The following is a 25,687-nucleotide window of genomic DNA, read 5'->3' on the forward strand; positions in this document are numbered from 1 at the left end:
TCGCCTGATCGCGAGCCTTTTTTTATCCGCGAACGCTGTTCGTCAGTCGTCCGGATTGATGGCGAACTTCAGTTGGTTGCCCTGCAGGTAGACCACCGCTTCACGGCCATGGATATCCACCGGCCGGGCCGACATTGCGTCGTGATCGGTGACTATCTTCGACAACTCCTTGCCCCGCATATCGACCCGCCAGATACAGGCCCGGGGCCCTTGGTTATCGAAGTACAGCACCGGGCGCGTGGTGCTCCAGGTCGGGTTGACGATGGCCCATCCGGCATCGGGCTGTTTCTGCTCGGTGATGTTCTCCGAATGGCTGCCCGCGTTGGCGCGGTCATAGTTCAGGGACAGCTGGCTGCTGTCGCGATTGAGGTCCTGCTCCACCCGTGCCCGGGCGTGCATGAAGGTGTTGGAGCCAACCTGGAACACCTGCTGGGTGCTGGCGGGCGCGCTGCGCGAACCCAGGCGGTAGACCATGCTTTGCTGCAACTGGCCCGCCAGCTGCTCGCGGTAGTAGAACTGGCCATCGACTATCCCGGCGTAGCGCGGCCCCTGGTCGTTGGCCCCGGGATTGGCCCAGCCGGCGAAGGCGATGTCCTGGGCGATGGGATGCAGCCCCGGCTGGTCATCGGCGTATTCATACAGGGTGCCGACATACACCGGCTTGCCCTGCTGATAGCGCCCGACAAACAGCACCACATGCAGCACCCCGGCTATCACCTGGGCATCGACGATCTGCTGGTCGCCCTGGGGCAGGGTGCTGTTGAAGGTGGCCAGGGTGAAGTTCTGCCAGTCGTCCGGGTCATAGACCAGGTACGCCTCGCCGGGAGCCAGTGGGCGCAGTGCGTCCGGGGCGGGCTCGGGAGGAATCGGCAGCGACGTGAGCATTTTCACCTGGGCCCGGTAGACCGACTCCAGGCAATCGGTGTCGGGGCAGGTATTGCGGGTGTTCTTCAACCAATGGCCTTGCAGCAGGCGGAACACCTGCAAGTGCTTCAGCGCCTGGTAGCGGCGGGTCATCTCCTCGTCCTTGGCGGACAGCGTCGGCGTGGCGCAGACAGTCTTTTCCACTTGGGTCGAGGCCTTGGCGCAGTCGAAGCCGGCGGCCTGCAGATCGGGCGTCAGCGCGCCCAGGGCGAGGCTCATGGCCGCCAGCGAGAGCAAAGGGAGCTTCATCAACACATCCTTGTCGAAAACGGGTCAGGGGGTCTGGAACGTCTGCAGATAGGCCAGCAGATTATCGATTTTTTCCTCATCGCTCAGCCCCCAGAAAATCATCCGGGTACCGGGCACCACGGCCTTGGGGTCTTCCAGGTACTGGATGAGCTTGTCCCGGCTCCAGACAATGCCCGAGGACTTCATGGCCGTCGAGTACTGGTAGTCCGCGGCGCTGCCGGCGGGGCGGTCGATGATGCCATTGAGCTGCGGCCCGAAGGAACTGCGCACCGAAGGCCCGATGTTATGGCAGCCGCTGCACAGGCGCTTGAACAGCTTGGCGCCGGCTTCGGCATCACCGGCCAGGGCCGGGGCGCTGAATAGCAGGGAGTGGAGCAACAGGGTCAGGATCGATACGGCGATGGGCTTCATGGGCGGCCTGCGTGCAGCTGGAATCGGCGGCTATTGGAGCATGAAGCGCATGCCTGGGGGGAGCCTTGCGATACAAGGCTCAGAAGCGCCCACTGATACCCAGCAGCGGGCCCTTCTGGACGATGTCGTAGACAAACCCGTCATGGCGATAATCGACCCCCATGGCCCGGTAGCCGGCCACCGCCGAAAAGCCCGGCAGGAACTCCCAGCCCGCCAGTGCGGCCAGGTCCCAGTCTTCCCGGGACTGCCCGGCGCCCGCCATGCCCCAGGCGGAGAGCCAGAATCGCTCGTTCACGGCGTAGTGCCCGCGCAACCCCGCCATCGCGTCGGCCCAGGTGGCCTTGTCCGAGCCCGACAGGCCCCCGGCCGGACCACCGTGCAGGGTGATGCTGGTGCTGCTGTACCAGACGCGCACGCCGCCGGCGATGTCCAGGCGATGATCGTCATCCCCCAGCACCTGGTAGCCGCCCCCCAGGAAACCCGAGGCGGTCTTGCTCTGCACCTCAAGCTTGGACGCCAGCGCTCCGGCTGGCAGCCGGTTGCGGGTGTCGGTGTCGATGTACATCAGGTCGGCGAGCACGCTGTAGGGGCCGCGCCGCGCTTCGCCCATCAGCATCACCGACATGTCGACACTGCGCGCGATGTCCGAGAAGTCGGACTTGATGAACTGGGTCCCTGTGCTGCGGTGGCCTACGTGCCCGCGGATCCCGGCGCCCCACACGTACGGGCCGCCGTTGAACCGCCAGCCATCGTCGTCTGCCGCCATGGCCACGGGCGGCAGGCTGGTTCCGGCGGTCGTCAAGGCGCCCAGCAGCAGCGCCAGGCGGGTACGCCGGTGCAGCAACGGTGAGTGCGGATGGTCACGGTGGATCATGCTGTTTCTCCGATCAGTGCTGGGTCAGCCCCAGGGCCACGCCTTCGGCTGCGCAGTCCTCGGCAGGCTTCAGGCCGGCCTGCTGCGCCGCCTTGACCTCCTCCTTCGCGGCCGCCAGATCGGCGAGGAATGCCGGATTGCCATGCAGGCTGGCGACCGTCGCGGCCCCCATGATGCGGCCAGCGTCCACGTCGCTCTGCCAGTGGGCATCGCAGATGACCCGGCTCTGGCCGTATGCCAGGCCACGGGTCATCAGTTCGGTGGCGCGGGCCGGGCTGATCTCGGCCAGGACCAGGCCCCAGGCCCAGCCCGCTGCGGAGTGGCCGGAGGGCCAGGAGCCATCCGTGCGCAGCAGTGGCTCCATGTCCTTGCGGCACGTGCCTTCGTCATGCACCACGAAGGGGCGAGTACGGTTGTAGGCATTCTTTCCGGCGTAGGTGGAGCCCCCCGCATCGGTCAGGGTGCGCTGCATCAAGGTATAGAGATGGGGGGTGCTCTTTTCGCTGATCTGCGTGCCCAGCGCGCAAGAGAAGGTTTTCGCCGGGCCGGGGAATGACAGTTCTGCATCGGTTGCCGCGAGTTTCTCCCGGCTCGAGCCACGCAGCGCCAGCGCCGCACGCCGTGCTTCTTCATCCCGCGCGAGGGCCGCGGAGCCCGGTTTTGGCGGGGCCCCGAGCAATGCCAGGCGTACAGGCAAGTCAGCCGGTTCAAGGTAGCCTGGCGCCAGCTTGAAGTGCGGGTCGGTGACCTTCGTGGCGGCGTCCTCGGCCGGCGCCCATGCCGACCAGAGCAGGCCGGCCAGGGACAGTGTCACCGCGAAGGGTTCAGGTATTTTTTTCATCGTGCGTTCTCTTTTCTATCCATGACCACGGCTGATCAGAACCGGTACAAGGCGTCCAGATAGGCTCCGGCACCGACCTTTTCCCCCGTCAGCGGGCTGTCACGGGCGTCGGAGACCAGGGCGTAGGTCTTGATGCCACCTTCCAGCGCCAGCTGTGGCTGCCATTGCCAGGTCAGGCCCAGCTTCAAGGTCACGTCGCGCATCCCGCCACCGGGGTGGTATTCATCGAACCGGGTGCGTGCGGCTTGCTGGGCGGTGACGCCAAAGCGGGCCATCATGTCGTTCTCGTTGCTCCAGGTGCCGTACAGCGTCGAGTCCAGGGTCAAGGTCGAAGACAGCGGGTAGGTGGTGGCGACCCCGGCTTCCAGGTACGTCGTACGGCCCAGGCTTTCGCCACCGTAATTGCGCCTCTGGCTCGATTGCAGGCCGCGTACGAACAAGCGGCCGGCGGGCAGGACCCAGTATGCTTCCGCCCCCACCAGGGCGGTGCTGTCCAGGTTGCCCATGCCCCGCAGGTAGTCATCACGGCCGTCCAGGGTGTGAATGCGTTCCTTGCGCCCCGGGTCATAACCCACCAGCAGGGCCACGCCGAAAGGCGCCAGCCCCGGCAGATCCCATCGCAGCCCTTCCGGAAAGGCTGCGGTAAAGGTGCCCCAGTCCTGGGTCGGCATGACCGCCTTGAGCTTCAGTGACGGGAAGGCGGCGTAGTGGGAAGCGCCCTGGTACAACGGGCCAACAGCCAAGCCGCCGCCTACCGTCACCGCTGGCGTGCCGCCTGAATCGGCCGGGGCAGCCTGGGCAGGCGGCGCCAGCATCAATGCAAGGGCTGCACCTAGGGAGAACACCACGGGAGACCTGAAAGAATGTGAATGATCCTTGAGTGTCATTGTTCATTTCCTTGGGGGTGAACTCTGTAGTGCAGAGCCATTGCTGAGTTGATCACCAATATTCAACTTGCAGGTGCTGGTATCCGAGGCGAGTGCAGGCCGGTAAACCCCCGGCGCAAGCGCTGGCCTCATGGATCGCCCCAGTGCGTTTACAAGTACCGATGGCAGGAGTCCGTCGTTTCGACAAACTTGCACTTGCTCGAATAATCTAATTTACAAATCGACGGGCTCGGGCGTTGGAAAACGCCATTGGCCACTGAGTATTTCGTTACTCGGTCGATAGAGCCTGACGGTGTAGTTCCAGCCGGGTGTCGTAACCAGGCAATTGACGACCTTGGCCTCGCAACCCCCGAACTGGATGACAATTGAACCATCGGCACTTTTCTTGGCAGTGAGGTTGTTCAGCGAATAGGCGTCATAGGGGTTTTTCTGAAAGTACCCGTCGGCGTTGTAAACACTCACAGACCAGAAACTCTTGACCGGTACCTGTTCGACCTTGAGCCGGTAGACGGTTTTTCCATCGTTGTACGGCAATACTGCTCCGAGGTAGATGGCGTCCCTGCTCGGGTTGCCGCCCCAGCCCGTTGCGGTTCCGATCAGGTGGCGCACCGGATCGACCCTGCCTTTCGGGCCAAAGGACTGGTTGTAGTCGGGAAGGGTCGAACCCAGAACAGCCAGGGCATCACGCACTTTTTTCTGGCTCGCCTGATCCCACTTCGGAACCACGAACTCCCCGTGCCTGGCCTGGCTGACCTGGATGGCGTCCTGCAGCGCATGCACCTGCTCGAGGTCTTTGCGATCCGTGGGGTCGAAGAACAGGCGGATAGCGACAAATACATAGCGTGTGCCGATGTCCTCTTTCGCCAGCGTATGGGGACCGGGCCCATAAATGACTGCCGGCACGTAGTGATCTTCGTTGACCACTTGCATCGACATGAACCTCTCACCGGCTTCAGGCAAGGTGACAGTCACCGGGCCGGCATCGAGATCGAACACCGCTGACGAGTAAAGCGTGTCCCGGTTCATGCGGATGACATCCTGAGCGTCGATGGCAACCGCTTCGCGGCTGTGAACAAACCGCCCCAAGCCTCCACTCTTCACACTCTTGCCCATGTAGAGGTCGGACTCGGCGCGAGCAAAGTTATCGACATTTACCCGCACCGTCGCATCAGCGGATGACTGAGCGTGTGCACTGGCAAAAGTGGCCAGCGTCAGGGCGACGATGCAGGCCGTGGATGAATCGGGCATGTAAACCTCTAGCTCTTATAAGTGGGCATTACCTTTTCAGACTTTATAAGAACACCCTGCTGGAAACTTGCCATTTGGTGCCAAAAGCACACCAGGCAAGTACCGCGAAGTGGGTTATTTGAAGGCGCCCGATAGTGGGGCGGGAGGGTCAGGCGAAGAGGTTAACAATCATCTTTCAAGAGCGAGCGGTAGCGCGACGGCGAACTTCCGGTCCAGCGCTTGAAGGCTCGGGTAAAGTGCGCCTGATCACTGTAGCCCACCATGTAGGCAATCTCGGTCGCGGTGTATTTGCCGCTGGCAATCAATTGCAGTGCTTCGCTGCGACGGGTCTCGTCACGCAGGTCTTCGAAGTCGATGCCGCAGTACTTGAGGCGACGCTGTAGCGTTCGGGAAGACAAGCCGATGTTTCTTGAAATAGCGGTAAGTTTGGATCGATCCTGATCCGCGATCCTTTCGATCAGCACACCGGCGGCTTGCGCGGTCGACTTCAAGGCCTCGGTGACTTTCCAGGCGTCATCCCGGGCAGGTTGCAGTGGGGTGTCGAGCAGCTCACGGTCGAATTCGATCATGTTGTGCTTCGCGTTCATGTGCAGATTCGGCCCCAGGTACTCCTCCAGCGCCTCATCTCCTCGCTCCCGCGGGTTTTGCAGATGTACCCGTATGGCGCAAGGCTCGCCGGACATGAGCGGCACTTTCCTCAGCAGCGCCAGAGTGCCGAGAATGACCTGTTTCGGATCAGCCCCGTGCTGCCCGGTGAATTGCTGGATCAGCTTCGTCGTACGGCCTTCGGTAACGATTCTTACGTCACTTCCTTGATGCAGTAAGTCCGTATGGATCGCTGCCACTGCGCACGCCTGGGCAAGGTTGGTCGAACCCAGGATCAACCCGCCCCAGGCGCCGAGTGAGCGTACTTCGATCAGATGCCCCACCGTTGCACCCGCGAAGGGGTCCTGTGCGACCGCGGCCATTTCATTGGCGATGTGAAAACAGGTCGCTCGCGGCACCCAGGCATCCGGGTATTGAAAAACCTGCGGGGAAATCCCGTAACGCCGGAAGAACTCCAGCGGCGACACCCCGCGCATGCTCAGGTAGGGCGCTATTTGCTGAAGCGTGCTGAGTTTGATGGAGGGCGTTGCATGGGTCATGAGCGGTTGCACCTGGTTCAAAGGCCGTGCACGTGAAGAACGTCCGAGTCCGCAGGAAACACTAGCGCAAAACACCTGCCGGAGTCGTGCTGGCGATGTGCATTAAACACGAAGGACGTTGTGCTTGTGGGACTTGCGAAGAAGGGTAAGGGGGGCTGAAGCGCAGTGATGCCGGGTCCAGCAAGGTGCTGAAGGCATCGGGAGAGGATTGTTTGACCCTGGAAACAACAAAGCCCTCGCATCGCTGCGAGGGCTTTGTTTTGTATGGTGCCGGCACCAGGAGTCGAACCCGGGACCTACTGATTACAAGTCAGTTGCTCTACCAACTGAGCTATACCGGCGTGTCAGGGCGACGATTATAGCGATTGGCGGGCTTCTGTAAACCCCTGAAATCTGACTATTTTTGCGAAGCGCTCAGGGCCGTGTCCGCTGGCAAACGATTGGCTGGCCCTCCTCAGGAGCCTTGCGCTATCGATTCGGCGAGGATGCACAGCAACTCGAACATCAGGGTCGCGCCCACCAGGGCGGTGGCGCCGCCGACGTCGAAGGGCGGCGAGACTTCCACCACGTCGGCGCCGACCAGGTTCAGGCCGCGCAGGCCGCGGATCATCTGCTGGGCCTGGAGGGTGGTCATGCCGCCGATCTCCGGGGTGCCGGTGCCGGGGGCGAAGGCCGGGTCGAGCACGTCGACGTCGAAGCTGATGTAGGTCGGGCCGTCGCCCACCACGCGCCGGGCTTCGGCCAGGGTGGCTTCGACGCCGATGTCGGCGAACTCTTCCATGTGGATCACGCGAATCCCGCAGTCCCGGGCGAAAGCCTCGTCGTCGGCGCTGTAGATCGAACCGCGAATGCCGATCTGCACCGTGCGCTTGGGGTCCAGCAGGCCTTCTTCGATGGCGCGGCGAAAGGGCGTGCCGTGGGTGTAGAGGTTGTCGCCGAAGTAGCGGTCGTTGGTGTCGGAGTGGGCATCGAAGTGCACCATGCCGATGGGCCGGTGGCGGGCCAGGGCGCGGAAGATCGGCAGGGTCACCAGGTGGTCGCCACCCACCGCCAGGGGCACGGCGCCGGCCTGGTGCAATTGGCTGAAGAAACCTTCGATCTGTTTCAGCGAATCCAGCAGGTCGATGGGGTTCACCGGTGCATCACCCAGGTCACCGACCCGGACCAGGTCATAGGGGGCGATGCGGCTGACATGGTGCACCTTGCGCATCAGGCTCGACTGGTTGCGCACCTCCCGCGGGCCGTGGCGGGCACCGGCACGGTTGGTGGTGCCGCCGTCCCAGGGCACGCCCACCAGGGCGATCTGCACCTGGGCCGGGTCGTCGAACAGCGGCAGGCGCATGAAGCTTGGAATGCCGGCGAAGCGTGGGACCAGGGCGGCATCCACGGGTTGGGGAAAGGGCTTGGACATGGCGGTGTTCCTTGTTCGCTGTGAAGGATTTATTCGGTGGCGCTGCGCAGTGCCGGTGCCGCCCGGCTTGTCAGGCTGACGCCGACAAAGGTCAGCAGGCTGACCCCGAGCCCGTAGTAGATCGGGGTGTTGGCGAGAATGCCGTCGCGGACCATGAACGCGATCACCGTCAGGCTGCCGGTGAGCATGCAGGCGATGGCGCCCCTGGCCGAGGCGCGGCGCCACAGCAGCGCGCCCATGATCGGCACCAGCAGGCCGCCCACCAGCAGGTTGTAGGCGATGCTCAGCCCGGCGATCACGTCGTTCACCAGGCACGCCATCAACAGCATCGCCGCCCCCAGCCCGAGGGTGATCCAGCGGCTGCTGGCCAAGTGGTTTTCCCCGCCCCGGGTAAGGAAGCGGCTGTAGATGTCTTCCTTGAGCACCGTGGCCGACGCCAGCAGGCAGGCGCTGGCGGTGGACATGATGGCGGCCAGGGCAGCGGCCACCACCAAGCCGCGCAGGCCGGCGGGCAACACGCTGCGGGTGACTTCGGCGAAGGCGTTTTCCGCCACCGCCAGGTCCGGCAGCAGCAGCTTGGCGGCGGCTCCCACCAGGGCGCAGGCGGCGCCATAGAACATGCAGTAGATCCCGGCGCCGAGCCCGGCGTAGCGCACCACGCTTTCACTGCGGGCGGTGAACAGCCGCTGCCAGATGTCCTGGCCGATCAGGGCGCCGAAGAAGTACAGCAGGAAGTAGGTGAGGATGGTGTCCAGGCCGATATTGCCCAGCTCGAAGAAGCCCGCCGGCAGGTTGGCCTGCAAGGCTTCCAGGCCGCCGGCCTGGCCCAGGCTCATGGGCAGCAGGACGCCGAAGATCCCCAGGGTCATGATCACGAACTGGATGATGTCGGTGAGGGTCAGCGACCACATGCCGCCGATCACCGAGTAGAAGATCACCAGGCCGCCGCCGCAGAGGATCGCTGTGATCCGCGGGATCTCGAACACCACTTCGGTGATCGAGCCGATGGCGATGGTGGCGGTCACCGCCACCATCAGGTCGTAGGCCACCATCACGCAGCCACCGATCAGCCGCGAGGACGCCTGATAGCGCTGCTCCAGGATCTGGGTCACGGTAAAGACCCGCAACTGGGCGATCTGCCGGGAGAACACCAGGCTCAGCACGATGATCCCCAGGCCCAGCATGAACACCAGCCACAGCCCGGAAATGCCGTAGCTGTAGCCCAGGCGCACCGAGCCTATGGTGGAAGCGCCGCCGAGCATCACCGCCGACAGCGTGCCCAGGTACAGGGCCGGGCCCAGGCGGCGCCCGGCCACCAGAAAGTCATCCTGGTTTTTCACTTTGCGCATGCCCCACCAGCCGAGGCCGGCCATCAGCAGGACGTAGATCGCCATTACCAGATAATCGAGTGCCATAACCGTCGCTTCCTTTTGTTTTTGTTGTTGAAGGCAGGTCGGCGCAGCGTAGGTGGCAGGGGTTGCCGGGTACATCCCGGCGGGCACAAGCTGGCTTGTGTTTTGTGGAAAGTGCCTGGGTGGCAGTGAAGGCTGCGGGCACTCGGCCGATAGCCTGTGCGGGCCCGGTGGCCGCCTCAGTCAAAGGAAACTTCAGTGATGAATCTCGCAACTCCCACCCTGCTGGCCGCGTTGGCGTTGCTCGGCGCTTGCAGTGTCAAACCGGTACAGCCCTATTCGGAACCGCCCCTGAGCGTGCCGACCGCGCAGTTGCGGGTGATCACCAACGGCGAGGTGCGCGGGGACGCCTATGCCGGGTGCCTGGGGGACAGCAAGCGCCTGGCCAAGGCCGGGCGTTTCGGCAGCGATCAACAGGCCAACATCAACTACCCGCAGTTCCCGGTGCAGCCCCGGCAGATCGACATGCTGCCCAGGTTCGCGCCGAAACTGCCGGCCTACGCAGGGGCGATCCGCAGGGGCGAGGGCGCCTACAACGAGATCGCCACCGAGTACCGGGTACCGGCGGGCCGGCCTTTCCTGCTGGAAGGCGGGGGCGTGGCGGCGGGTGGCTATGGCAGCACCTACAGCACCTGCCCTGAGGTGAGGAAGGTGGTGCTGTTCGAGCCGGGCAAGAGCTACGAGGCCTATGTCGGCCTGAACTACATCCCCCAGGCGAACGGCGAAACCGCAGCCATGTGTGCCTTTGCGGTGTACCAGTTGTTGCCCCTGGGCAAGCCGGGAGCGGTCATGCCGATGGCGGTCCAGGCCAAGCCGCCGGTGGACAGCAAGTGCCCGGGTAGCTGAGCCGTTGGAGGGTAGCCCCGGCCTGGGGTAGCAGGCCGGGGGTGAGGGCTGGTCTAGGCCTCCCAGCCCGCGTCGCGCACCGCCTGCTGCACGAGTGGATGCAGTTCGGCCCCTTGCTGCTCGGTCTGCCAGGCCAGCAGTTCCTTGCGCATGCCTGGGGTCCAGAACATCTGCATGTGGTTGCGCACGCTGAGCACGGCCTGTACCTGGTCCGGCTCATTGGCGAAGTACGAGGCGATCTGGTTGGCCATCTTGATCAGGTTGGCGGTGCTCATCGGCGCACCTCCGCCTTGCCGCCCCGGGAGCGGCCACGCTTGTCCAGCAGGCGATGCTGCTCTTCGCTGAATGCCTGGTAGCGCTTCTGCCATTCGGAAGGGTGGTAGACGCGGCTGACTTCCACCGCGGTGACCTTGTATTCCGGACAGTTGGTGGCCCAGTCGGAGTTGTCGGTGGTGATCACGTTGGCCCCCGACTCGGGGAAGTGGAAGGTGGTGTAGACCACCCCCGGTGCCACCCGCTCGGTGACCCGGGCCCGCAGCACGGTCTGCCCGGCGCGGCTGCCGATGCCCACCCAATCGCCTTCGTTGATGCCCCGGCTCTCGGCATCGGTGGGGTGGATTTCCAGGCGGTCCTCGGCGTGCCAGGCGACGTTGTCGGTACGCCGGGTCTGGGCGCCGACGTTGTACTGGCTGAGGATGCGGCCGGTGGTCAGCAGCAGCGGGTAGCGGCCATTGACCTTCTCGTCGGTGGGCACGTAGCCGGTGAGCATGAAGCGCCCCTTGCCACGCACGAACTCGTCGATGTGCATGGTCGGCGTGCCGTCCGGCGCGGCGTCGTTGCACGGCCATTGCAGGCTGCCGTGGCGGTCCAGGCTGGCGTAGCTGACGCCGGTGAAGGTCGGGGTCAGGCGGGCGATCTCATCCATGATTTCCGAGGGATGGCTGTAGTGCATCGGGTAGCCCAGGGCCGCGGCCAGGGCCAGGGTGCCTTCCCAGTCGGCCTTGCCGCCCAGCGGTTCCATGACCTTGCGCACCCGGGAGATGCGCCGTTCGGCGTTGGTGAAAGTGCCGTCCTTTTCCAGGAACGAGCTGCCCGGCAGGAACACGTGGGCGAACTTGGCGGTTTCGTTGAGGAAGATGTCCTGCACCACTACGCATTCCATGGCCGACAGGGCCGCGGTCACGTGCTGGGTGTTGGGGTCGCTCTGGGCGATGTCCTCGCCCTGGCAGTACAGGCCCTTGAAGCTGCCGCCCAGGGCTGCTTCGAACATGTTGGGAATGCGCAGCCCGGGATCGGCCTGCAGGGTGACGTTCCAGGCCTGCTCGAACTGCTGGCGCACCGCCTGGTTGGAGATGTGCCGATAGCCCGGCAGCTCGTGGGGGAAGGAGCCCATGTCGCAGGAACCCTGGACGTTGTTCTGCCCTCGCAGCGGGTTCACGCCCACCCCTTCGCGGCCGATGTTGCCGGTGGCCATGGCCAGGTTGGCGATGCCCATGACCGAGGTGCTGCCCTGGCTGTGCTCAGTGACCCCCAGGCCGTAGTAGATCGCCGCGTTGCCGCCGGTGGCGTAGAGGCGGGCGGCGGCGCGAATGTCGGCGGCGGGCACGCCGCAGATGGCGCCGAGCACTTCCGGCGAGTTGTCCGCGCGGCTGACGAAAGCGCTCCACAGGGCGAAGGCCTCGGGCTCGCAGCGGGCGCTGACGAACTCCTGGTCGACCAGCCCCTCAGTGACTATCACATGCGCCAGGGCATTGAGCATGGCCACGTTGGTGCCGGGGCGCAGGGCCAGGTGCAGCTCGGCGCGGGCGTGCACCGAGTCCACCAGGTCGATGCGCCGCGGGTCGATGACGATCAGCTTGGCCCCTTCACGCAGGCGCCGTTTGAGCTGGGAACCGAACACCGGGTGGGCGTCGCTGGGGTTGGCGCCCATCACCAGGATTACGTCGGCCTGCATCACCGAGTCGAAGCTCTGGGTCCCGGCGGATTCCCCCAGGGTCTGCTTGAGGCCGTAGCCGGTGGGCGAGTGGCAGACCCGGGCGCAGGTATCGACGTTGTTGTTGCCGAAGGCCGCCCGCACCAGCTTCTGCACCAGGTAGGTTTCCTCGTTGGTGCACCGGCTGGAGGTGATGCCGCCGATGGAATCGCGGCCATATTTGAACTGGATGCGCCGCAGCTCGCTGGCGGCGTAGGTCACTGCTTCGTCCCAGCTGACTTCCTGCCACGGGTCGCTGATGTGCTTGCGAATCATCGGCTTGGTGATGCGATCCGGGTGGGTGGCGTAGCCCCAGGCGAAGCGGCCCTTGACGCAGGAGTGGCCGTGGTTGGCCTGGCCGTTCTTGTCCGGAACCATGCGCACCAGCTGGTCGCCCTTCATCTCGGCGCGGAACGAGCAACCCACCCCGCAGTAGGCGCAGGTGGTGATCACCGCCCGCTCCGGCTGGCCCATCTGCACCACGCTCTTTTCCATCAGGGTGGCGGTGGGGCAGGCCTGCACGCAGGCGCCGCAGGACACGCATTCGGAGTCCAGGAAGTTGTCGCCACCGGCCGCCGCAACCCGGGATTCGAAGCCGCGGCCGCTGATGGTCAGGGCGAAGGTGCCCTGGGTTTCCTCGCAGGCGCGCACGCAGCGGTTGCAGACGATGCACTTGCTCGGGTCGTAGTCGAAGTAGGGGTTGGAGGTGTCTTTCTGATCCTGCAGGTGGTTGGCGCCGTCATAGCCGTAGCGCACTTCCCGCAGGCCCACCTGGCCGGCGACGGTCTGCAGTTCGCAGTTGCCGTTGGCCGAGCAGGTCAGGCAGTCCAGAGGGTGGTCGGAGATGTACAGCTCCATCACGTTGCGGCGCAGGGTCGCCAGTTTCGGCGTTTGCGTATGCACCACCATGCCTTCGCTGACCGGGGTGGTGCAGGAGGCCGGGTAGCCGCGCATGCCGTCGATCTCCACCAGGCACATGCGGCACGAACCGAAGGCTTCCAGGCTGTCGGTGGCGCAGAGTTTGGGAATGGTGGTGCCCATCAGGGCCGCGGCGCGCATCACCGAGGTGCCCTGGGGCACGCTGATGCTGCGCCCGTCGATGTTCAGGCTGACCTGCACCTGGCTGTCGCGGGCCGGGGTGCCGAAGTCCACGGCATTGAGATCGATGTCTGTGGCTGGGTCGAAAAGAGTGATCATTGCTCGGCCTCCGAGGGCGCCAGACCGAAGTCGGCGGGGAAGTGCTTCAGGGCGCTGGCCACCGGGTAGGAGGTCATCCCGCCCAGGGCGCACAGCGAGCCGTATTGCAGGGTGTCGCACAGGTCCTTGAGGATCAGCGCCTGCTCATCGCGGCGGCCTTGATCGGGAGCGGCCAGCAGGCGATCGATGACCTCCACGCCGCGGGTCGAGCCGATGCGGCACGGGGTGCATTTGCCGCAGGATTCCTCGGCGCAGAACTGCAGGGCGAAGCGCGCCATGCGGGCCAGGTCCAGGCTGTCGTCGGCCACCACTACGCCACCGTGGCCGAGCATCGCGCCCATGGCGGCGAAGGCTTCGTAATCCAGCGGCGTATCGAACTGCGAAGGCGGTACCCAGGCGCCCAGGGGGCCCCCCACTTGCGCCGCCTTCAGTGGCCGGCCGCTGGCCGTGCCGCCGCCATAGCCTTCCACCAGCTCGCGCAGGGTCAGGCCGAAGGCCCGCTCCACCAGGCCGCCGTGGCGCACGTTGCCCGCCAGTTGGAAGGGCATGGTGCCCAGGGACCGGCCCATGCCGTAGTCACGATAGAACGGCGCGCCCTTGGCCAGGATCAGCGGCACCGAGGCCAGGGTCAGCACGTTGTGCACCAGGGTCGGCTGGCCGAACAGGCCTTGCAGCGCCGGGATCGGCGGCTTGGCGCGGACGATGCCGCGCTTGCCTTCCAGGGAGTCCAGCAGGGCGGTTTCCTCGCCGCAGATATAGGCCCCGGCACCGACCCGCACCTCCATGTCGAAGGCCTGGCCGCTACCGCCGGCATTGGCCCCGAGATAACCGGCATCTCGGGCGATGTCCAGGGCTTCGCGCAGGGTGGCCACCGCCTGGGGATATTCCGAGCGCACGTAGATGTAGCCGTAGCTGGCGCCGACTGCGATGCCGGCAATGGCCATGCCTTCGATCAGCAGGAACGGGTCGCCTTCCATCAGCATGCGGTCGGCGAAGGTGCCGGAGTCGCCTTCGTCGGCGTTGCACACCACGTACTTCTGCTGCTGCGGCGTGTCGCGCACGGTGCGCCATTTGATCCCGGCGGGGAAGGCCGCGCCGCCACGGCCGCGCAGGCCGGAATCGAGCACCGCGGCCACGGTCTGCTCGCCGCCCAGGGCGATGGAGCGGGTCAGGCCCTCGAAGCCGCCGTGGGCCCGGTAGTCGGCCAGGGACAGCGGCCGGGTAATGCCGGCGCGGGCGAACAGCAGGCGTTGCTGGTTCTTTAGGTAGGGCAGGTCTTCGACCCGGCCCAGGGCCAGGGGATGACTTGCGGCATCGCCTTGCAGGGCGTCCAGCAGCGCCGGTACGTCGGCGGCGCCCACCGGGCCGAAGCCCAGGCGCCCGTCCGGGGTGTCGACTTCCAGTAGCGGCTCCAGCCAGTACAGGCCACGGGAGCTGGTGCGTTGCAGTTGCAGCGGTAGCTGGCGCTGTTCGGCCTGGGTGGCGATGGCCTTGGCCACTTCATCGGCGCCCACGGCGCGGGCCAGGGAATCACAGGGCAGGTAGAGGCTGGGCATCACGCGTCCTCCCGGCAGCTGTCGAGCAGTGCGTCCAGGCGCTCGGCGCTCAGGCGTGCATGCAACTGGCCATCCAGCTCCAGGGCGGGCGAGCAGGCGCAGGCCCCCAGGCAATACACCGGCCGCAGGCTGATGTTGCCATCGGCGCTGCTGCCGTGGTCGTCCAGTTGCAGGCGCTCGCGCAGTTGCGCCGCCAGTTGCTCGGCGCCGCGGCTCTGGCAGGATTCGGCGCGGCACAGGCGCAGGATATGCCGCGCCGGCGGTGCGCTGCGAAAGTCATGGTAGAAGCTGATTACCCCGCGAACTTCGGCCTGGCTCAGGTTGAGGCTGTGGGCTATTTCCGGGATGGCGGGATCGGGGATGTAGCCGAGCTCTTCCTGGATCTGGTGGAGGATCGGCAGCAGCGCGCCCGGGGAGTCTTTGTGGCGCTCCAACAGGCGGTGGATCAGAGGCAGGTGCAGTGTTTCATCAGGCATACAGCATTCCTCACGGTCACGGACACACCTGGTGGTTGTCGGCTGTCCGAAAGTGTCGGCTGCGGCGCTGGTTGCCGCGTCACGGTAGCGCGGCGTTTCAGGCCGTTGGCCATGCACCCTGAATGGGCATCTTGTTGTACCCGGCGCGGTCGTTGCCGCACCTGTTCAGGGCATAAAGGGCAGCTTGACACGCTGCTTCTGGTTCATCTGCACGAAAGCGACTTGTTCGGTTCCATCTACGACCACCCATTGAGTCTAGAAGAGCCTGGGCAACCGGGTGGGCGAGCGGGGCACTATCGGATAAAACGCGGGGAGTGAGGGATGACTTCGGTCAGCTCGGAAGCGAATAGCCAGGGAGTAAGGTGGGCCCCGTGGCGAGGGAGCAAGCTCCCTCGCCACAGGCGCTAGGAGCGGGCGCGGCGCTGGGCGGCGTACTGCAAGGCCAGGCGGCCCATGAGTACCAGCAGGGTCAGGCCGATCAGCAGCACCGAGATCGCCGCCACGCTGGGGTCGACGTTATCGCGCAGGCCGCTCCAGATCCGCCGCGGCAGGGTGTTGACGTCGACACTGGTGATGAACAGGGTCACCGCCACTTCCTCCCAGGACAGGGCAAAGCTCAGCAGCGCGGTGGAGAAGATCCCCAGCTTGAGGTTCGGCAACATCACCAGGAAGGTGGTCTGCATCAGGCTCGCCCCCAGGTTGCGCGAGGCCAGTTCGATGCGCCGGTCCACCTGGCTCAGCGCCACCAGCATGGTCACCACGCCGTAGGGCACCACCATCACCACATGGGCGATCACCACCCCGGGCAGGGTGTCGTAGCCCCAGCCCGGGGCGATGCGCCCGAGGTTGGTTTCCATGAAGTACAGCACCAGCGCCGAGATCACCGGCGGAATGGCCATGGGCAGCAGCACCAGGCCGATCAGCAGGGTTGCCAGGCGCGAACGCAGGTACCAGATGCCGAGGCTGAAACTCACCGCCAGCAGGGTGGCGATCAGGCTGGTGGCGCTGGCGATGGCCAGGCTCTGGCCGATGCTCGACAGCCAGTCGGGGTTGCTCAGCAGCGCCTCGTAGTGGCGCAGCGACCAGTGGCCGTCGGGCATCGACAGGTAGCGTTTGGCGGTGAAGGAAACCGGGATCACCGTCAGCAGCGGGAACAGCATGAAGGCCATGGCGACCACGGCGATCAGCCGGGTACTCAGGGCAGTGCGATGTGTATTCATAGTGACCTCAACCCACCAGTCGATTGACACGGGTGATGCGCATCAGCAGCCAGATCAGCGCGCTGACCAGGGTCAGCAGCACCAGGCTCAGGGCCGCGCCCAGGCCCCAGTTGCTGGTCTGGAACATCTGCAGGAACACGTATTCGGCAATCATCACCGTCTGCCCACCGCCTAGCAGCACGGGGGTGATGAAGAAGCCCAGGCAGAACACGAAGACCATGATGAAGGCCCCCAGCAGCCCCGGCAGGGTCTGCGGCAGCAGCACCTGCCAGAAGGTGCGCAGGGCGCCGGCCCCCAGGCCGCGTGAGGCCAGCAGCACCCGTTGATCCAGCTGGCGCATGCTCGACAGCAGCGGGAACAGGGCATAGGGGATCATGAAGTGCAGCATGCCGATCACCACCCCCAGTTCGTTGCGGGTCAGTTGCAAGGGGTGATCGATCCAGCCCAGGGACAGCAGGCTGTCGTTGACCACGCCGTTGCTGCGCAGGGCGATCAGCCAGCCGAAGGCCCGCACCAGCACCGAGATCCAGAACGGGATGAACACGCAGATCTCCACCATGCGCTGCCAGAACGGCGGGCTGAACACCCAGCAGTAGGCCAGCAGGTAGCCGATCACCAGGGCCAAGAGGCTCACGGTCAGGCACAGGCGCAGGGTGCGCAGGAGCATGTCGTGGATCGCCGGATCGGTTGCGATGCGCTGGTACTGCCCCAAGCCCGTCTCCGGCAGGGTGAAGCTCCAGCTCACCACGCCGAAGAACGGCAACAGGTAGAACACCACCAGTAGCAGCGGCAGCGGGAACAGCAGCAGGCTGCGTTCCAGGCGTGCGGTTCGGGTTGCACTCATGGTCGGCGGCTCATTTGGACAGGTGGGTCAGGTACTGCTCCAGGGTGCTGGAGTAGTGGTCGGCGTACCACTGGGTGTCGAGGAAGATCTGCTTCTTCATGTTGGCTTCGGAGGCGCAGTTGATCTCCCGCTGTTCGGCGCTCATCAGTTGCTGGGTGGCGGCGTTGGATGGGCCGTTGCCCAGGGCCTCGAACAGCTTCAGTTGCCCGGCCGGCTGCAAGGCGTGCTGGATGAACTGCATGGCCGGCGCGGTGCCCGCGGGGTTGTCCTTGAGCACGCCCCAGCTGCTGGCGTTGAGGAAGGCATGGTCGAAGCCCCACTTGATGCGGCCGCCGCTGTCTTCGTGGAGCAGGGTGGCGCGGGTGTGCCAGATGGCGCCCATGGAGGCTTCGCCTTCGATCATCAACTGCTGGCTTTCCGCACCCGAGCCCCAGAACGACAGGACATGGGGCTTGAGCTCATCGATCTTGCGCAAGGCGCGGGGCACGTCCAGCGGGTACAACTGCTCGGCGGCCACGCCATCGGCCAGCAGCGCGGCTTCGAGCATGCCGTTCATCCACTTGTAGAGGGTGCGCTTGCCGGGGAATTTCTCCACGTTCCAGAAATCCGCCCAGTCCTTGGGGCCGTTGTCGCCGAACTTCTGGCTGTCCCAGGCGATCACGTAGCTGAACAGGTAGCCGGCGATGCCGTGCTCGTGGGACAGCGACGGCGCCACCAGGTCCCGCTGCACCACGCTGTAGTCCAGGGGTTGCAGGACCTTGTCGCGGCCCAGGGTCATGGCGCTGTAGCTGTCCACGTCGACCACGTCCCAGCTCGGCCGGCCGCTGGCCAGCTGCGAACGGATGGCCCCTTCGGTGGGGCCGGCGCCGTCGATGCGCACCGGGATGCCGGTGCTCTTGGTGAAGCTGTCGGTCCAGGCGCTGCGAAAGGCATTGAGTGCGTCGCCGCCCCAGTTGACCACCACCAGGGGCTTGTCGGCGGCCCAGCTGATACCGCTGCGCAATGCCAGGGACACCGCCGCCAGCAGGCCCATGGCCTGGAGGAAGGTGCGGCGGCTGACCTGCCCGCCGCGGGCTTTTTCGATGAGGATTTCAATGCAGTCGCGTTGATGGTGCTGGCTCATGGGGCAAGTCCTCGCGAGGCCGGTGCAGGGCGCGCCGGCCGATTATTGTTATGGGAGAGCTGTGCGCGATGGGGGAGCGGCCGGCTCAGGCTTCCAGCAGGAAGCTGTGGCGTACCGGCCAGCTCAGCCACACCGGGGTGCCGCTGGGCAATCGGGCGCCGGGGTGGTCGCCGGGCACCGAGAGGTTTACCGGTGCCAGTTCCGGGCTGATGTTCAGCGCCAGGTGGGTGCTGGAGCCCTGGTACACCCGCTCGCCGAGGCAGGCGGGCAGCACATTGTGTTCGCCGGCTTGCGGGCGCTCGGTGTGCAGGGTCATGTGTTCCGGGCGTACCGCCAGCAACTGCGGCTGGTTGCTGATTTCCCCGTTTGTGGTGGCCTGCAGCGGGCTGTCGCCAAAGCGTCCGCTGGCCTGGCTGCCGTTACGGGAAATGCCCTGCAGCGGGAACAGGTTCATCTTGCCCAGGAACTCGGCGACGAAGCGGTTGCGCGGGCGGTCGTAGATGGTTTCCGGGGTGTCGATCTGTGCCAGCCGCCCCTGGTTGAAGATGGCGATGCGGGTCGACAGCGCCAGGGCTTCACCCTGGTCATGGGTGACGAAGACGAAGCTGGTGCCGACCTGGCGATGAATGCGTTGCAGCTCGGTCTGCAACTGCTCGCGCAGGTTCTTGTCCAGGGCCGAGAGCGGCTCGTCCAGCAGCAGCATGTCCGGCTCGAACACCAGGGCCCGGGCGATGGCGACGCGCTGTTGCTGGCCACCGGAAAGTTCGGACGGCTTCTTGTTCAGGTGGGCGCCCAGGCCCACCACTTCGAGGATGTGCTTGACCCGGCGCTGGCGCTCCTCGGCTTTCACGCCTCGGATGCGCAACGGGTAGGCGACGTTGTCGGCCACGCTCATGTGGGGAAACAGCGCGTAGCCCTGGAACACCATGCCGTAGTTGCGTTTTTCCGCCGGCCGCCGGCTGATGTCCACACCGCGCTCCAGCAGCTTGCCGGCGCTGGGGGTGAGGAAGCCCGCGAGGATCATCAACAGGGTGGTCTTGCCTGAGCCCGAGGGGCCGAGCAGGGTGAGGAATTCGCCTTGGCGAACGTCGAGGTCGATGCCGTCCAGGGCAGTGAAGTTGCCGTAGAACTGGCTGATTCCTTGGGCGCTGAGTTGAGTCGAGGGACTGCTGGACACTACGGAGATCTCCCGCAAAGCCGGCCTGCGCTATGGAATTTTTATTGTCGGAACAGCAGGCGGTCGGCTCATTATTGTGAAAAGCAACGCCACATCAATGGAATAATTTTTGTCTCATTGGTGAGTGAAATTTCCCAGTCGCGAGCGCCTCAGGGTTCGCCGGAGGGGGCGTCCGAGATGTGCTGGGCGCTGGTCTGCAACTGGTTCTTCAACCAGGCGCTGAAGGCCTGGACCACCGAGCGCTCGGCCTTGGCCGGGTCGATCACCAGGAAGTAGCCGCGCAAGGCGCTGATGCTGATGTCGAACGGGCGCACCAGCAGGCCCCGGGCCAGGGCGTCGCCACTGAGCAGGTTGTCGCCAATCGCCACGCCCTGGGCGGCGATGCAGGCCGACTGGGCACAGTGCGCATCAGAGAAGGTGATGCCGCTGTCGGCGTTGACCTGGCTGGCGCCCGCCGCTGCCAGCCAGACCCGCCAGTCGCTGGTGTCGCTCATGTGGATCAGCGGGAAGTCCTTGAGGTCCAGTGGGGTCTTCAGGCCGCCGATGGCATTGATCAGGCGTGGGCTGCACACCGGCGAGAAGCGCAGGGTAACGATCTGCTCCACCAGCAGCCCCGGCCAGTCGCCGATGCCATAGGCGATGAACAGGTCGGCTTCGGCATCGCTGGTGTCGTCCTGGGAGCGCGGGCTGACCACCTGCAACTGCACCTGGGGGTACTGGCGCAGGAAACCGTTGATGTGATTGCACAGCCAGAAACTGGCGAACCCCGGGTTGCAGCTGATGCGCAGTTTTCCGGACACCGACAGGCCGTCGAAACGCCTCCCGGCGTCCTGGATGTCGGCCAGGATGCGCCGCACCTCCCGGGCATAGCACTGGCCCTGGTAGGTCAGGCCGATGCCGCGCCCGACCCGTTCGGTGAGGGCAAAACCCAGGCTCTGTTCCAGGCTGATGATCTGGTGGCTGATGGCGCTGCGGGTCAGGCTCAGTTGCTGGGCGGCAGCAGTGACGCTGCCCAGCCGGGCGACCGCGTCGAGGGCGCGCAGGGCGGTGATCGAGGGGTAGCGCATACAACCTCCGGGTCAAGGGAACCTGTGTTCGACGGCGTTCGTATTCCGCACATAGTGCGGCGCAGTATGGGCCGCCCTCTCGGCAAACTGGTCAATTTACTTTGACATTGCCGCCTAAAAAATTCGATTGATGTAATCGGCGCTTCACCAATACTGAGCCTCGATCCGGCCTGTAGCCGACCGGACAAGCCTAATAACAACAAGAGGTCCCGCAGGCCGAGTGGGGGCGCTGTGGCGTCCTGGCCACGGCCGGCCGGAACCTGGATAACCAGGAGTGCCGCGGATGTCCCGTTACAAAGAATTCGCCATGGATTGGGTTGAACGCCACCGCCAGCAACTGTCGGACTGGCACCAGATCATCTGGCATTACGCCGAGCCGGCCTTTCGTGAATACAAGTCCAGCGCCTGGTACGTGCAACTGCTGGAAGCCGAGGGCTTCACCGTCGAGCGCGCCAGCGGCGGCATGCCCACGGCCTTCTGCGCCACCTTCACCCAGGGCCAGGGACCGCTGCTGGCCACCTACGGCGAATACGACGCGGTGCCCGGCAACTGCCAGGCGGCCACTACGCGCAAGCAGCCGCGCGATGGCCTGTCGCGCTTCGCTCCTGGGCACACCGACCCGCACTCGGCCCTGGGCATCAGCGCCCTCGGCGGGGCCCTGGCGGCCAAGGCGACCATGGTGGAATTCGGCCTGCAGGGCAGCATCAGGTTCTTCGGCGAGCCGGCGGAAAAGCTTCGCGCCTCCAAGCCGGTCCACGCCGCCAAGGGCTACTACGATGACCTGGATGCCGCCATCAGTTTCCACCCCACCTACATGCTGCCGCTGAACAACACCACCACCTGGGACACCCACTGCGGCATCGCCTACGCCTACATCTACAGCTTTACCTGCGAGGATCCGCAGAACTGGATCGCCGCCGATCGCTACAGCCCGATCCCGCAGAACCATCTGGCGGCCCGGGCGCCGGGGGCCAACGACGCCCTGGTGCATTTCTACACCCTGAACGAAAGCCTGCGCCGTTCGACCCTGCCGTTCACCGGCCTGTGGAGCTACAACGAAGCGATCCTCACCGCCGGCCAGGCCACCGCGGACAACCTGCCGCCGCACCTGTCGCAGATCCAGTACCTGCTGCGCTGCGATTCCATCGAGCAGGCCGAGACCATCTCCCAGGTCATGGACAACAACGCCGCAGCGGCCGCCATGGCCACCGGCTGCCGCTGGAAAAAGACCTGGGTGTGCAAGTCCCGGGGCGGCCTGCCCAACCACGTCATGGCCCAGGCCACCTACGACAACCTGGCGGCGGTGGGTGCTCCACAGTGGGACGAAGAAGCCCGGGAGATCGCTCGGGAAATCCAGCGCAATCTTGGCCTCGAAGCCATGGAACGGCCATTTCTGCCGGCCACCGAAGCCTTGATCGAACCCCAGGAATGCGAGCGCCAGATGCGCCTGCAAATGCCCGCCTGGCAGAACTACCTGACCTCCGATGACTACCCGGAATACACCTGGCACTGCCCCACCGTGCGCCTGCTGGTGGCCCGGCCGATGCTCAGCGCGCCAGCTGGCACGGTCTATCCGGACTGGGTGTCCAACGCCCTGGGCGGCATCCGCCAGACCATCGACCCGATGATCGAAGTGGCGGCCAAGACCATTGCCGCGACCCTGGTGGACCTGCTGACCGACGAAGCCCTGTTGAGTGCGGCCAAGGCCGAGTTTGTCGAGCGCACCGGTGGCGGTATCGGCGGCACTCGCTGGCAGGCGCCGCTGCTGCCCGAGGACTTCAAGGTGCCCCACGATTTCCGTTGGCCGGAGTACATCAGTACCGCCCGGGGCGAAGAATGGTGGATCCCGGCGCGAGCGGACGAATAGCCCGCGGCAGGAGGTGACAGAGCCTGTGGAAACGGCCTGGACGAGAGGGCGTTATGCCCGTTCGTTCAGGTGTTTATGCACAATGGATGGGTTGCCAGGGCCTGGACGGGCCGGTTTTGTGGACCGTTTCTCATTCCTTGCGCAACTGGCTGTTTTTTCGACGGTTTATTTTGTGAACAAAAAATGACCAGCCTCTGTTTTTGGCTCCAGGCCAGGCTTTCATGGGCTTTCATTGAATTCCATCAACAGACTTATCCACAGGTCGCGACAGGCCGTCGCAGGCTCTCAACGCTCCGCCAGAAGCAGCAGATTGCGCGGGGTCAGGTGCGCAGGGCAGAAGGTGCCCAGGCGTACCTGGTAGCCCTGCTGTTGCAGAAACAATGCCCGGTCCAGCACCAGCCACAGTTCCAATGGCCGGCGGAACAGGCCGCGCAGCAGTTCCAGGTTGCGCACCTGGGCCAGGCGCTGCCAGCCGGCGGCTTCCAGTGCCGGCCAGTCTGGCTGGCCCACTGTGGATAACTCCTTGAGCGCGGCAAGGTCGCGGCAGTAGTCGGCGAAGGGCTTGTCCAGCCAGTGGCTGGGCAGCGACGGGGTAGACAGGTATTCATCGACCCCGCGCACTTGCCGCTGCAGCAGGTCGAAAGCCAGGCGGCGGGCCATGGAGCTGTCGCGCTGGCGCCGCACCCGGGCGCCGGCGGTGACGGTTTCGCTCATGGGCAGGGCCAGGTCCTCCAGGGACAGTTGCAGGTGTGATGCCTGGGCCGCTGTGGATAACCCCTGATAGTGGCTGGCGCGGGTGCGGTTGTAGCAACAAGGGGCAATGGCCAGTTGTTGGCAGCCGTTCTGGCTGGCCAGCTGGATCAGGCGCACATGCAGGTCGCCGCAGGCGTGCAGGGCCACTGGGGTGTGTCGGGCATCGAGGTGGCGGTGGGCGTCGGCGGCCAGTACATCCTGGTGCAGGTGCCGGGCAGGCAGGCCGTGGTGCTGGCTCAGCTGCGCGCCGCTGGTCACCAGCGCCGGATCGTATTCCAGGCAGGTCAGTTGTTGCCCGGGCTGCAGCAGGCGCCGCCCCAGGTGGCCCTTGCCCGAACACCAGTCGAGCCAGTGCTCGGTTGCCCGGGTGAAGTGCAGGCGGCCGGCGAAGGCTTCGATCTGCTGCCATTTGCGCCCGGGGACGTCGACACTGAGGCGCTGGCGCAGGGGCGGCAATGCCTGGCCGGGCCATTCGGCCACGGCAGACAGGGCCCCGGAGCGCGCGGCCAATTCGCCGAAGGGGGCGGGTGCCTGGAGGTGTTCCGGGTGGTTGTGGGCAGCCTCGGCGTCTTCCAGGGTGCGCTGGCGCAGCCACTGGGCGAGTTCCGGGTAGGAGGTTTCCCAGGGCAGCTGCAGATACTGGAACGGACGAGGCCGCCAGAGATCCTGGTGTTCAAGCAGGAAGCCGTCCAGGGCCTGGAAGCGATCGAGCAGCGCGGGGCCTTGGAGGATGGCGAGCATGGTGTCGAGTCCGGGGCAGGCCCGCTCCCTGGCGGGAGCGGGAGAAGATCAGCGTCCCTGGCAGGCGTCGACCCGCAGCCAGCGTTCCAGTTGGCGGAAGGCCTGGACCAGGATGAACGACATCAACAGGTAGAACACCCCGGCGGTGAAGAACATGTCCACCGTCAGGTAGTTGCGGGCGATGATGGTGCGCGCCATGCCGGTCAGCTCCAGCAGGGTCACGGTGCTGGCCAGGGAGCTGGCCTTGAGCATCAGGATCACTTCGTTGCTGTAGGCCGGCAGGCCGATGCGCGCCGCCCGCGGCAGGATGATATAGAACAGCGCCTTGGGCCTGGACATGCCCAGGGCCCGCGCCGCTTCGATTTCACCGGGCGGAATGGCCTGGATTGCGCCACGCAGGATTTCGGCGATGTAGGCCGCGGTGTGCAGGGTCATGGTGGCGGTGGCGCACCAGAACGGGTCGCGCAGGTAGGGCCACATGAAGCTGTCGCGCACCGCATCGAACTGCGCCAGGCCGTAATACACCAGGAACAGCTGCACCAGCAGCGGCGTGCCGCGAAAGAAGAAGATGTAGGCGTAGGGCAGGGCGCGCACGTACCAGAGCTTGGACGAGCGGGCGATGCCCAGCGGGATGGCCAGCAGCAGGCCGAGAATCACCGCGATGCCCACCAACTCCAGGGTCAGCGTCGCGCCCTGGATGAACTTCGGCAGCCATTTGTAGATGACTTCCCATTCCATTACGTCGTCCTCACAAAGCCGCGGGCGGCGCGTTTTTCCAGGAAGTGCATGCCGGTCATGGCCAGCACGGTCAGGCCCAGGTACATGAAGGCCGCGACCATGAAGAAGGTGAAGGGATGCTTGGCGAAGGTCACGGCGTTCTGCGCGTGGCGCATGATTTCTTCAAGGCCGATCACCGACACCAGCGCGGTGTCCTTCATCAGGATCATGAACAGGTTGCCCAGGCCCGGCAGGGCGATGCGCCACATCTGCGGCAGGATCAGGCGGCTGAATATCCGAAACTTGGAAAGGCCCAGCGCGGTGCCGGCCTCGCGGTGGCCCTTGGGGATGGCCAGGATCGCGCCACGAAACACTTCAGTGGCATAGGCGCCAAAGCACAGCCCGAGGGCGATCACCCCGGCGAGAAACGGACTGAGGGCCAGGTCGGGGTTGCCGAAATGCTCGCCCAGCGCGCTCATCATGTTCACCGTGCCGTAGTAGATCAGCAGCACCCACAGCAGTTCCGGGACGCCGCGCACGATGGTCGAATAGGTTTCGCCAAGCCAGCGCAGTGGCTTGTACGGGGAAGTCTTGGCCAAGGCGCCGAGCAGGCCGAGCACCAGCCCCAGGCATAACGCCGAGAGGGCCAGCTTGACGGTCATCAGCGCGCCGGCGGCGAGCGCCGGGCCGAATCCGTAGAGATCGATATTCATGGGGTCTGGATGGCTT

General features: G+C 65.3%; 23 protein-coding genes and 1 tRNA gene. 2 read left to right on the forward strand and 22 right to left on the reverse strand.

Going from position 1 to position 25,687, the window contains the following annotated elements; all coding sequences use genetic code 11:
• Positions 1–42 precede the first annotated feature (42 nt).
• The 10 genes from AC1RMG_RS30660 to AC1RMG_RS30705 form a co-directional block, all read right to left on the reverse strand.
• On the reverse strand, positions 43–1,173 hold the full coding sequence (locus tag AC1RMG_RS30660; protein ID WP_053148553.1) for a lysozyme inhibitor LprI family protein: 1,131 nt from the start codon (positions 1,171–1,173) through the stop codon (positions 43–45).
• Positions 1,174–1,197: 24 nt separating this feature from the next.
• A complete protein-coding gene (locus AC1RMG_RS30665; protein ID WP_011058696.1) occupies positions 1,198–1,584 on the reverse strand; it encodes a c-type cytochrome in 387 nt (128 codons plus the stop codon).
• 79 nt (positions 1,585–1,663) lie between these two features.
• The gene (locus AC1RMG_RS30670) at positions 1,664–2,458 is read right to left on the reverse strand and encodes a hypothetical protein (RefSeq protein ID WP_011058697.1); all 795 of its coding nucleotides are present in this window, start codon (positions 2,456–2,458) and stop codon (positions 1,664–1,666) included.
• 13 nt (positions 2,459–2,471) lie between these two features.
• A complete protein-coding gene (locus AC1RMG_RS30675; protein WP_220223558.1) occupies positions 2,472–3,299 on the reverse strand; it encodes an acid phosphatase in 828 nt (275 codons plus the stop codon).
• Positions 3,300–3,334: 35 nt separating this feature from the next.
• A complete protein-coding gene (locus AC1RMG_RS30680) occupies positions 3,335–4,186 on the reverse strand; it encodes a MipA/OmpV family protein (RefSeq protein WP_493170942.1) in 852 nt (283 codons plus the stop codon).
• A 213-nt stretch (positions 4,187–4,399) separates the two neighbouring features.
• A complete protein-coding gene (locus AC1RMG_RS30685; protein ID WP_125062531.1) occupies positions 4,400–5,434 on the reverse strand; it encodes a DUF1254 domain-containing protein in 1,035 nt (344 codons plus the stop codon).
• A gap of 161 nt (positions 5,435–5,595) precedes the next feature.
• Positions 5,596–6,579, reverse strand: coding sequence for a helix-turn-helix domain-containing protein (locus tag AC1RMG_RS30690; protein ID WP_125062530.1), 984 nt, complete (start codon positions 6,577–6,579; stop codon positions 5,596–5,598).
• Between the two features lie 265 nt (positions 6,580–6,844).
• Positions 6,845–6,920: transfer RNA gene (locus AC1RMG_RS30695), tRNA-Thr, on the reverse strand.
• A gap of 113 nt (positions 6,921–7,033) precedes the next feature.
• On the reverse strand, positions 7,034–7,990 hold the full coding sequence (speB, locus tag AC1RMG_RS30700) for an agmatinase (RefSeq protein WP_019093902.1): 957 nt from the start codon (positions 7,988–7,990) through the stop codon (positions 7,034–7,036).
• Positions 7,991–8,019: 29 nt separating this feature from the next.
• Positions 8,020–9,405 (reverse strand): sodium:solute symporter family protein, encoded by a 1,386-nt coding sequence (locus AC1RMG_RS30705; RefSeq protein WP_493170944.1) that lies wholly within the window; start codon positions 9,403–9,405, stop codon positions 8,020–8,022.
• A 198-nt stretch (positions 9,406–9,603) separates the two neighbouring features.
• On the opposite strand from AC1RMG_RS30705, the gene AC1RMG_RS30710 reads away from it, so the two are divergent.
• On the forward strand, positions 9,604–10,248 hold the full coding sequence (locus AC1RMG_RS30710; RefSeq protein ID WP_011058704.1) for a hypothetical protein: 645 nt from the start codon (positions 9,604–9,606) through the stop codon (positions 10,246–10,248).
• 53 nt (positions 10,249–10,301) lie between these two features.
• On the opposite strand, the gene AC1RMG_RS30715 is transcribed toward AC1RMG_RS30710, so the two are convergent.
• The 9 genes from AC1RMG_RS30715 to AC1RMG_RS30755 form a co-directional block, all read right to left on the reverse strand.
• Positions 10,302–10,523, reverse strand: coding sequence for a formate dehydrogenase subunit delta (locus tag AC1RMG_RS30715; protein WP_011058705.1), 222 nt, complete (start codon positions 10,521–10,523; stop codon positions 10,302–10,304).
• The gene (fdhF, locus tag AC1RMG_RS30720; protein ID WP_093407183.1) at positions 10,520–13,417 is read right to left on the reverse strand and encodes a formate dehydrogenase subunit alpha; all 2,898 of its coding nucleotides are present in this window, start codon (positions 13,415–13,417) and stop codon (positions 10,520–10,522) included. The genes AC1RMG_RS30715 and fdhF overlap by 4 nt, the downstream gene beginning before the upstream one ends.
• A complete protein-coding gene (locus AC1RMG_RS30725; protein WP_258718104.1) occupies positions 13,414–14,973 on the reverse strand; it encodes a formate dehydrogenase beta subunit in 1,560 nt (519 codons plus the stop codon). The genes fdhF and AC1RMG_RS30725 overlap by 4 nt, the downstream gene beginning before the upstream one ends.
• The gene (locus AC1RMG_RS30730) at positions 14,973–15,449 is read right to left on the reverse strand and encodes a formate dehydrogenase subunit gamma (protein WP_011058708.1); all 477 of its coding nucleotides are present in this window, start codon (positions 15,447–15,449) and stop codon (positions 14,973–14,975) included. The genes AC1RMG_RS30725 and AC1RMG_RS30730 overlap by 1 nt, the downstream gene beginning before the upstream one ends.
• A gap of 404 nt (positions 15,450–15,853) precedes the next feature.
• Positions 15,854–16,669, reverse strand: coding sequence for an ABC transporter permease (locus AC1RMG_RS30735; RefSeq protein ID WP_019093897.1), 816 nt, complete (start codon positions 16,667–16,669; stop codon positions 15,854–15,856).
• A 7-nt stretch (positions 16,670–16,676) separates the two neighbouring features.
• A complete protein-coding gene (locus tag AC1RMG_RS30740; protein ID WP_047283525.1) occupies positions 16,677–17,513 on the reverse strand; it encodes an ABC transporter permease in 837 nt (278 codons plus the stop codon).
• A gap of 10 nt (positions 17,514–17,523) precedes the next feature.
• Complete coding sequence (locus tag AC1RMG_RS30745; protein ID WP_493170946.1) at positions 17,524–18,636, reverse strand: ABC transporter substrate-binding protein; 1,113 nt, start codon at positions 18,634–18,636, stop codon at positions 17,524–17,526.
• A gap of 85 nt (positions 18,637–18,721) precedes the next feature.
• A complete protein-coding gene (locus AC1RMG_RS30750; protein ID WP_183000654.1) occupies positions 18,722–19,813 on the reverse strand; it encodes an ABC transporter ATP-binding protein in 1,092 nt (363 codons plus the stop codon).
• A 149-nt stretch (positions 19,814–19,962) separates the two neighbouring features.
• Entirely contained in the window at positions 19,963–20,880 is a 918-nt protein-coding gene (locus AC1RMG_RS30755; RefSeq protein ID WP_011058712.1) for a LysR substrate-binding domain-containing protein, read from the reverse strand.
• Positions 20,881–21,163: 283 nt separating this feature from the next.
• Between AC1RMG_RS30755 and AC1RMG_RS30760 the strand changes: the two genes are divergently transcribed.
• Entirely contained in the window at positions 21,164–22,747 is a 1,584-nt protein-coding gene (locus AC1RMG_RS30760; RefSeq protein ID WP_053155970.1) for a zinc-binding metallopeptidase family protein, read from the forward strand.
• A 285-nt stretch (positions 22,748–23,032) separates the two neighbouring features.
• Here the strand turns inward: AC1RMG_RS30760 and AC1RMG_RS30765 are convergent, their stop codons facing one another.
• From AC1RMG_RS30765 to AC1RMG_RS30775, 3 genes are read right to left on the reverse strand one after another with little or no spacing between them, the layout of a single operon-like run.
• Complete coding sequence (locus AC1RMG_RS30765; RefSeq protein WP_493170948.1) at positions 23,033–24,241, reverse strand: methyltransferase; 1,209 nt, start codon at positions 24,239–24,241, stop codon at positions 23,033–23,035.
• A 48-nt stretch (positions 24,242–24,289) separates the two neighbouring features.
• A complete protein-coding gene (locus AC1RMG_RS30770; protein ID WP_011058716.1) occupies positions 24,290–24,979 on the reverse strand; it encodes an ABC transporter permease in 690 nt (229 codons plus the stop codon).
• On the reverse strand, positions 24,979–25,671 hold the full coding sequence (locus AC1RMG_RS30775) for an ABC transporter permease (RefSeq protein ID WP_011058717.1): 693 nt from the start codon (positions 25,669–25,671) through the stop codon (positions 24,979–24,981). The genes AC1RMG_RS30770 and AC1RMG_RS30775 overlap by 1 nt, the downstream gene beginning before the upstream one ends.
• Positions 25,672–25,687: the final 16 nt, after the last annotated feature.

The sequence above is a fragment of the Pseudomonas sp. GW822-FHT04H02 genome (genome assembly GCF_058800645.1).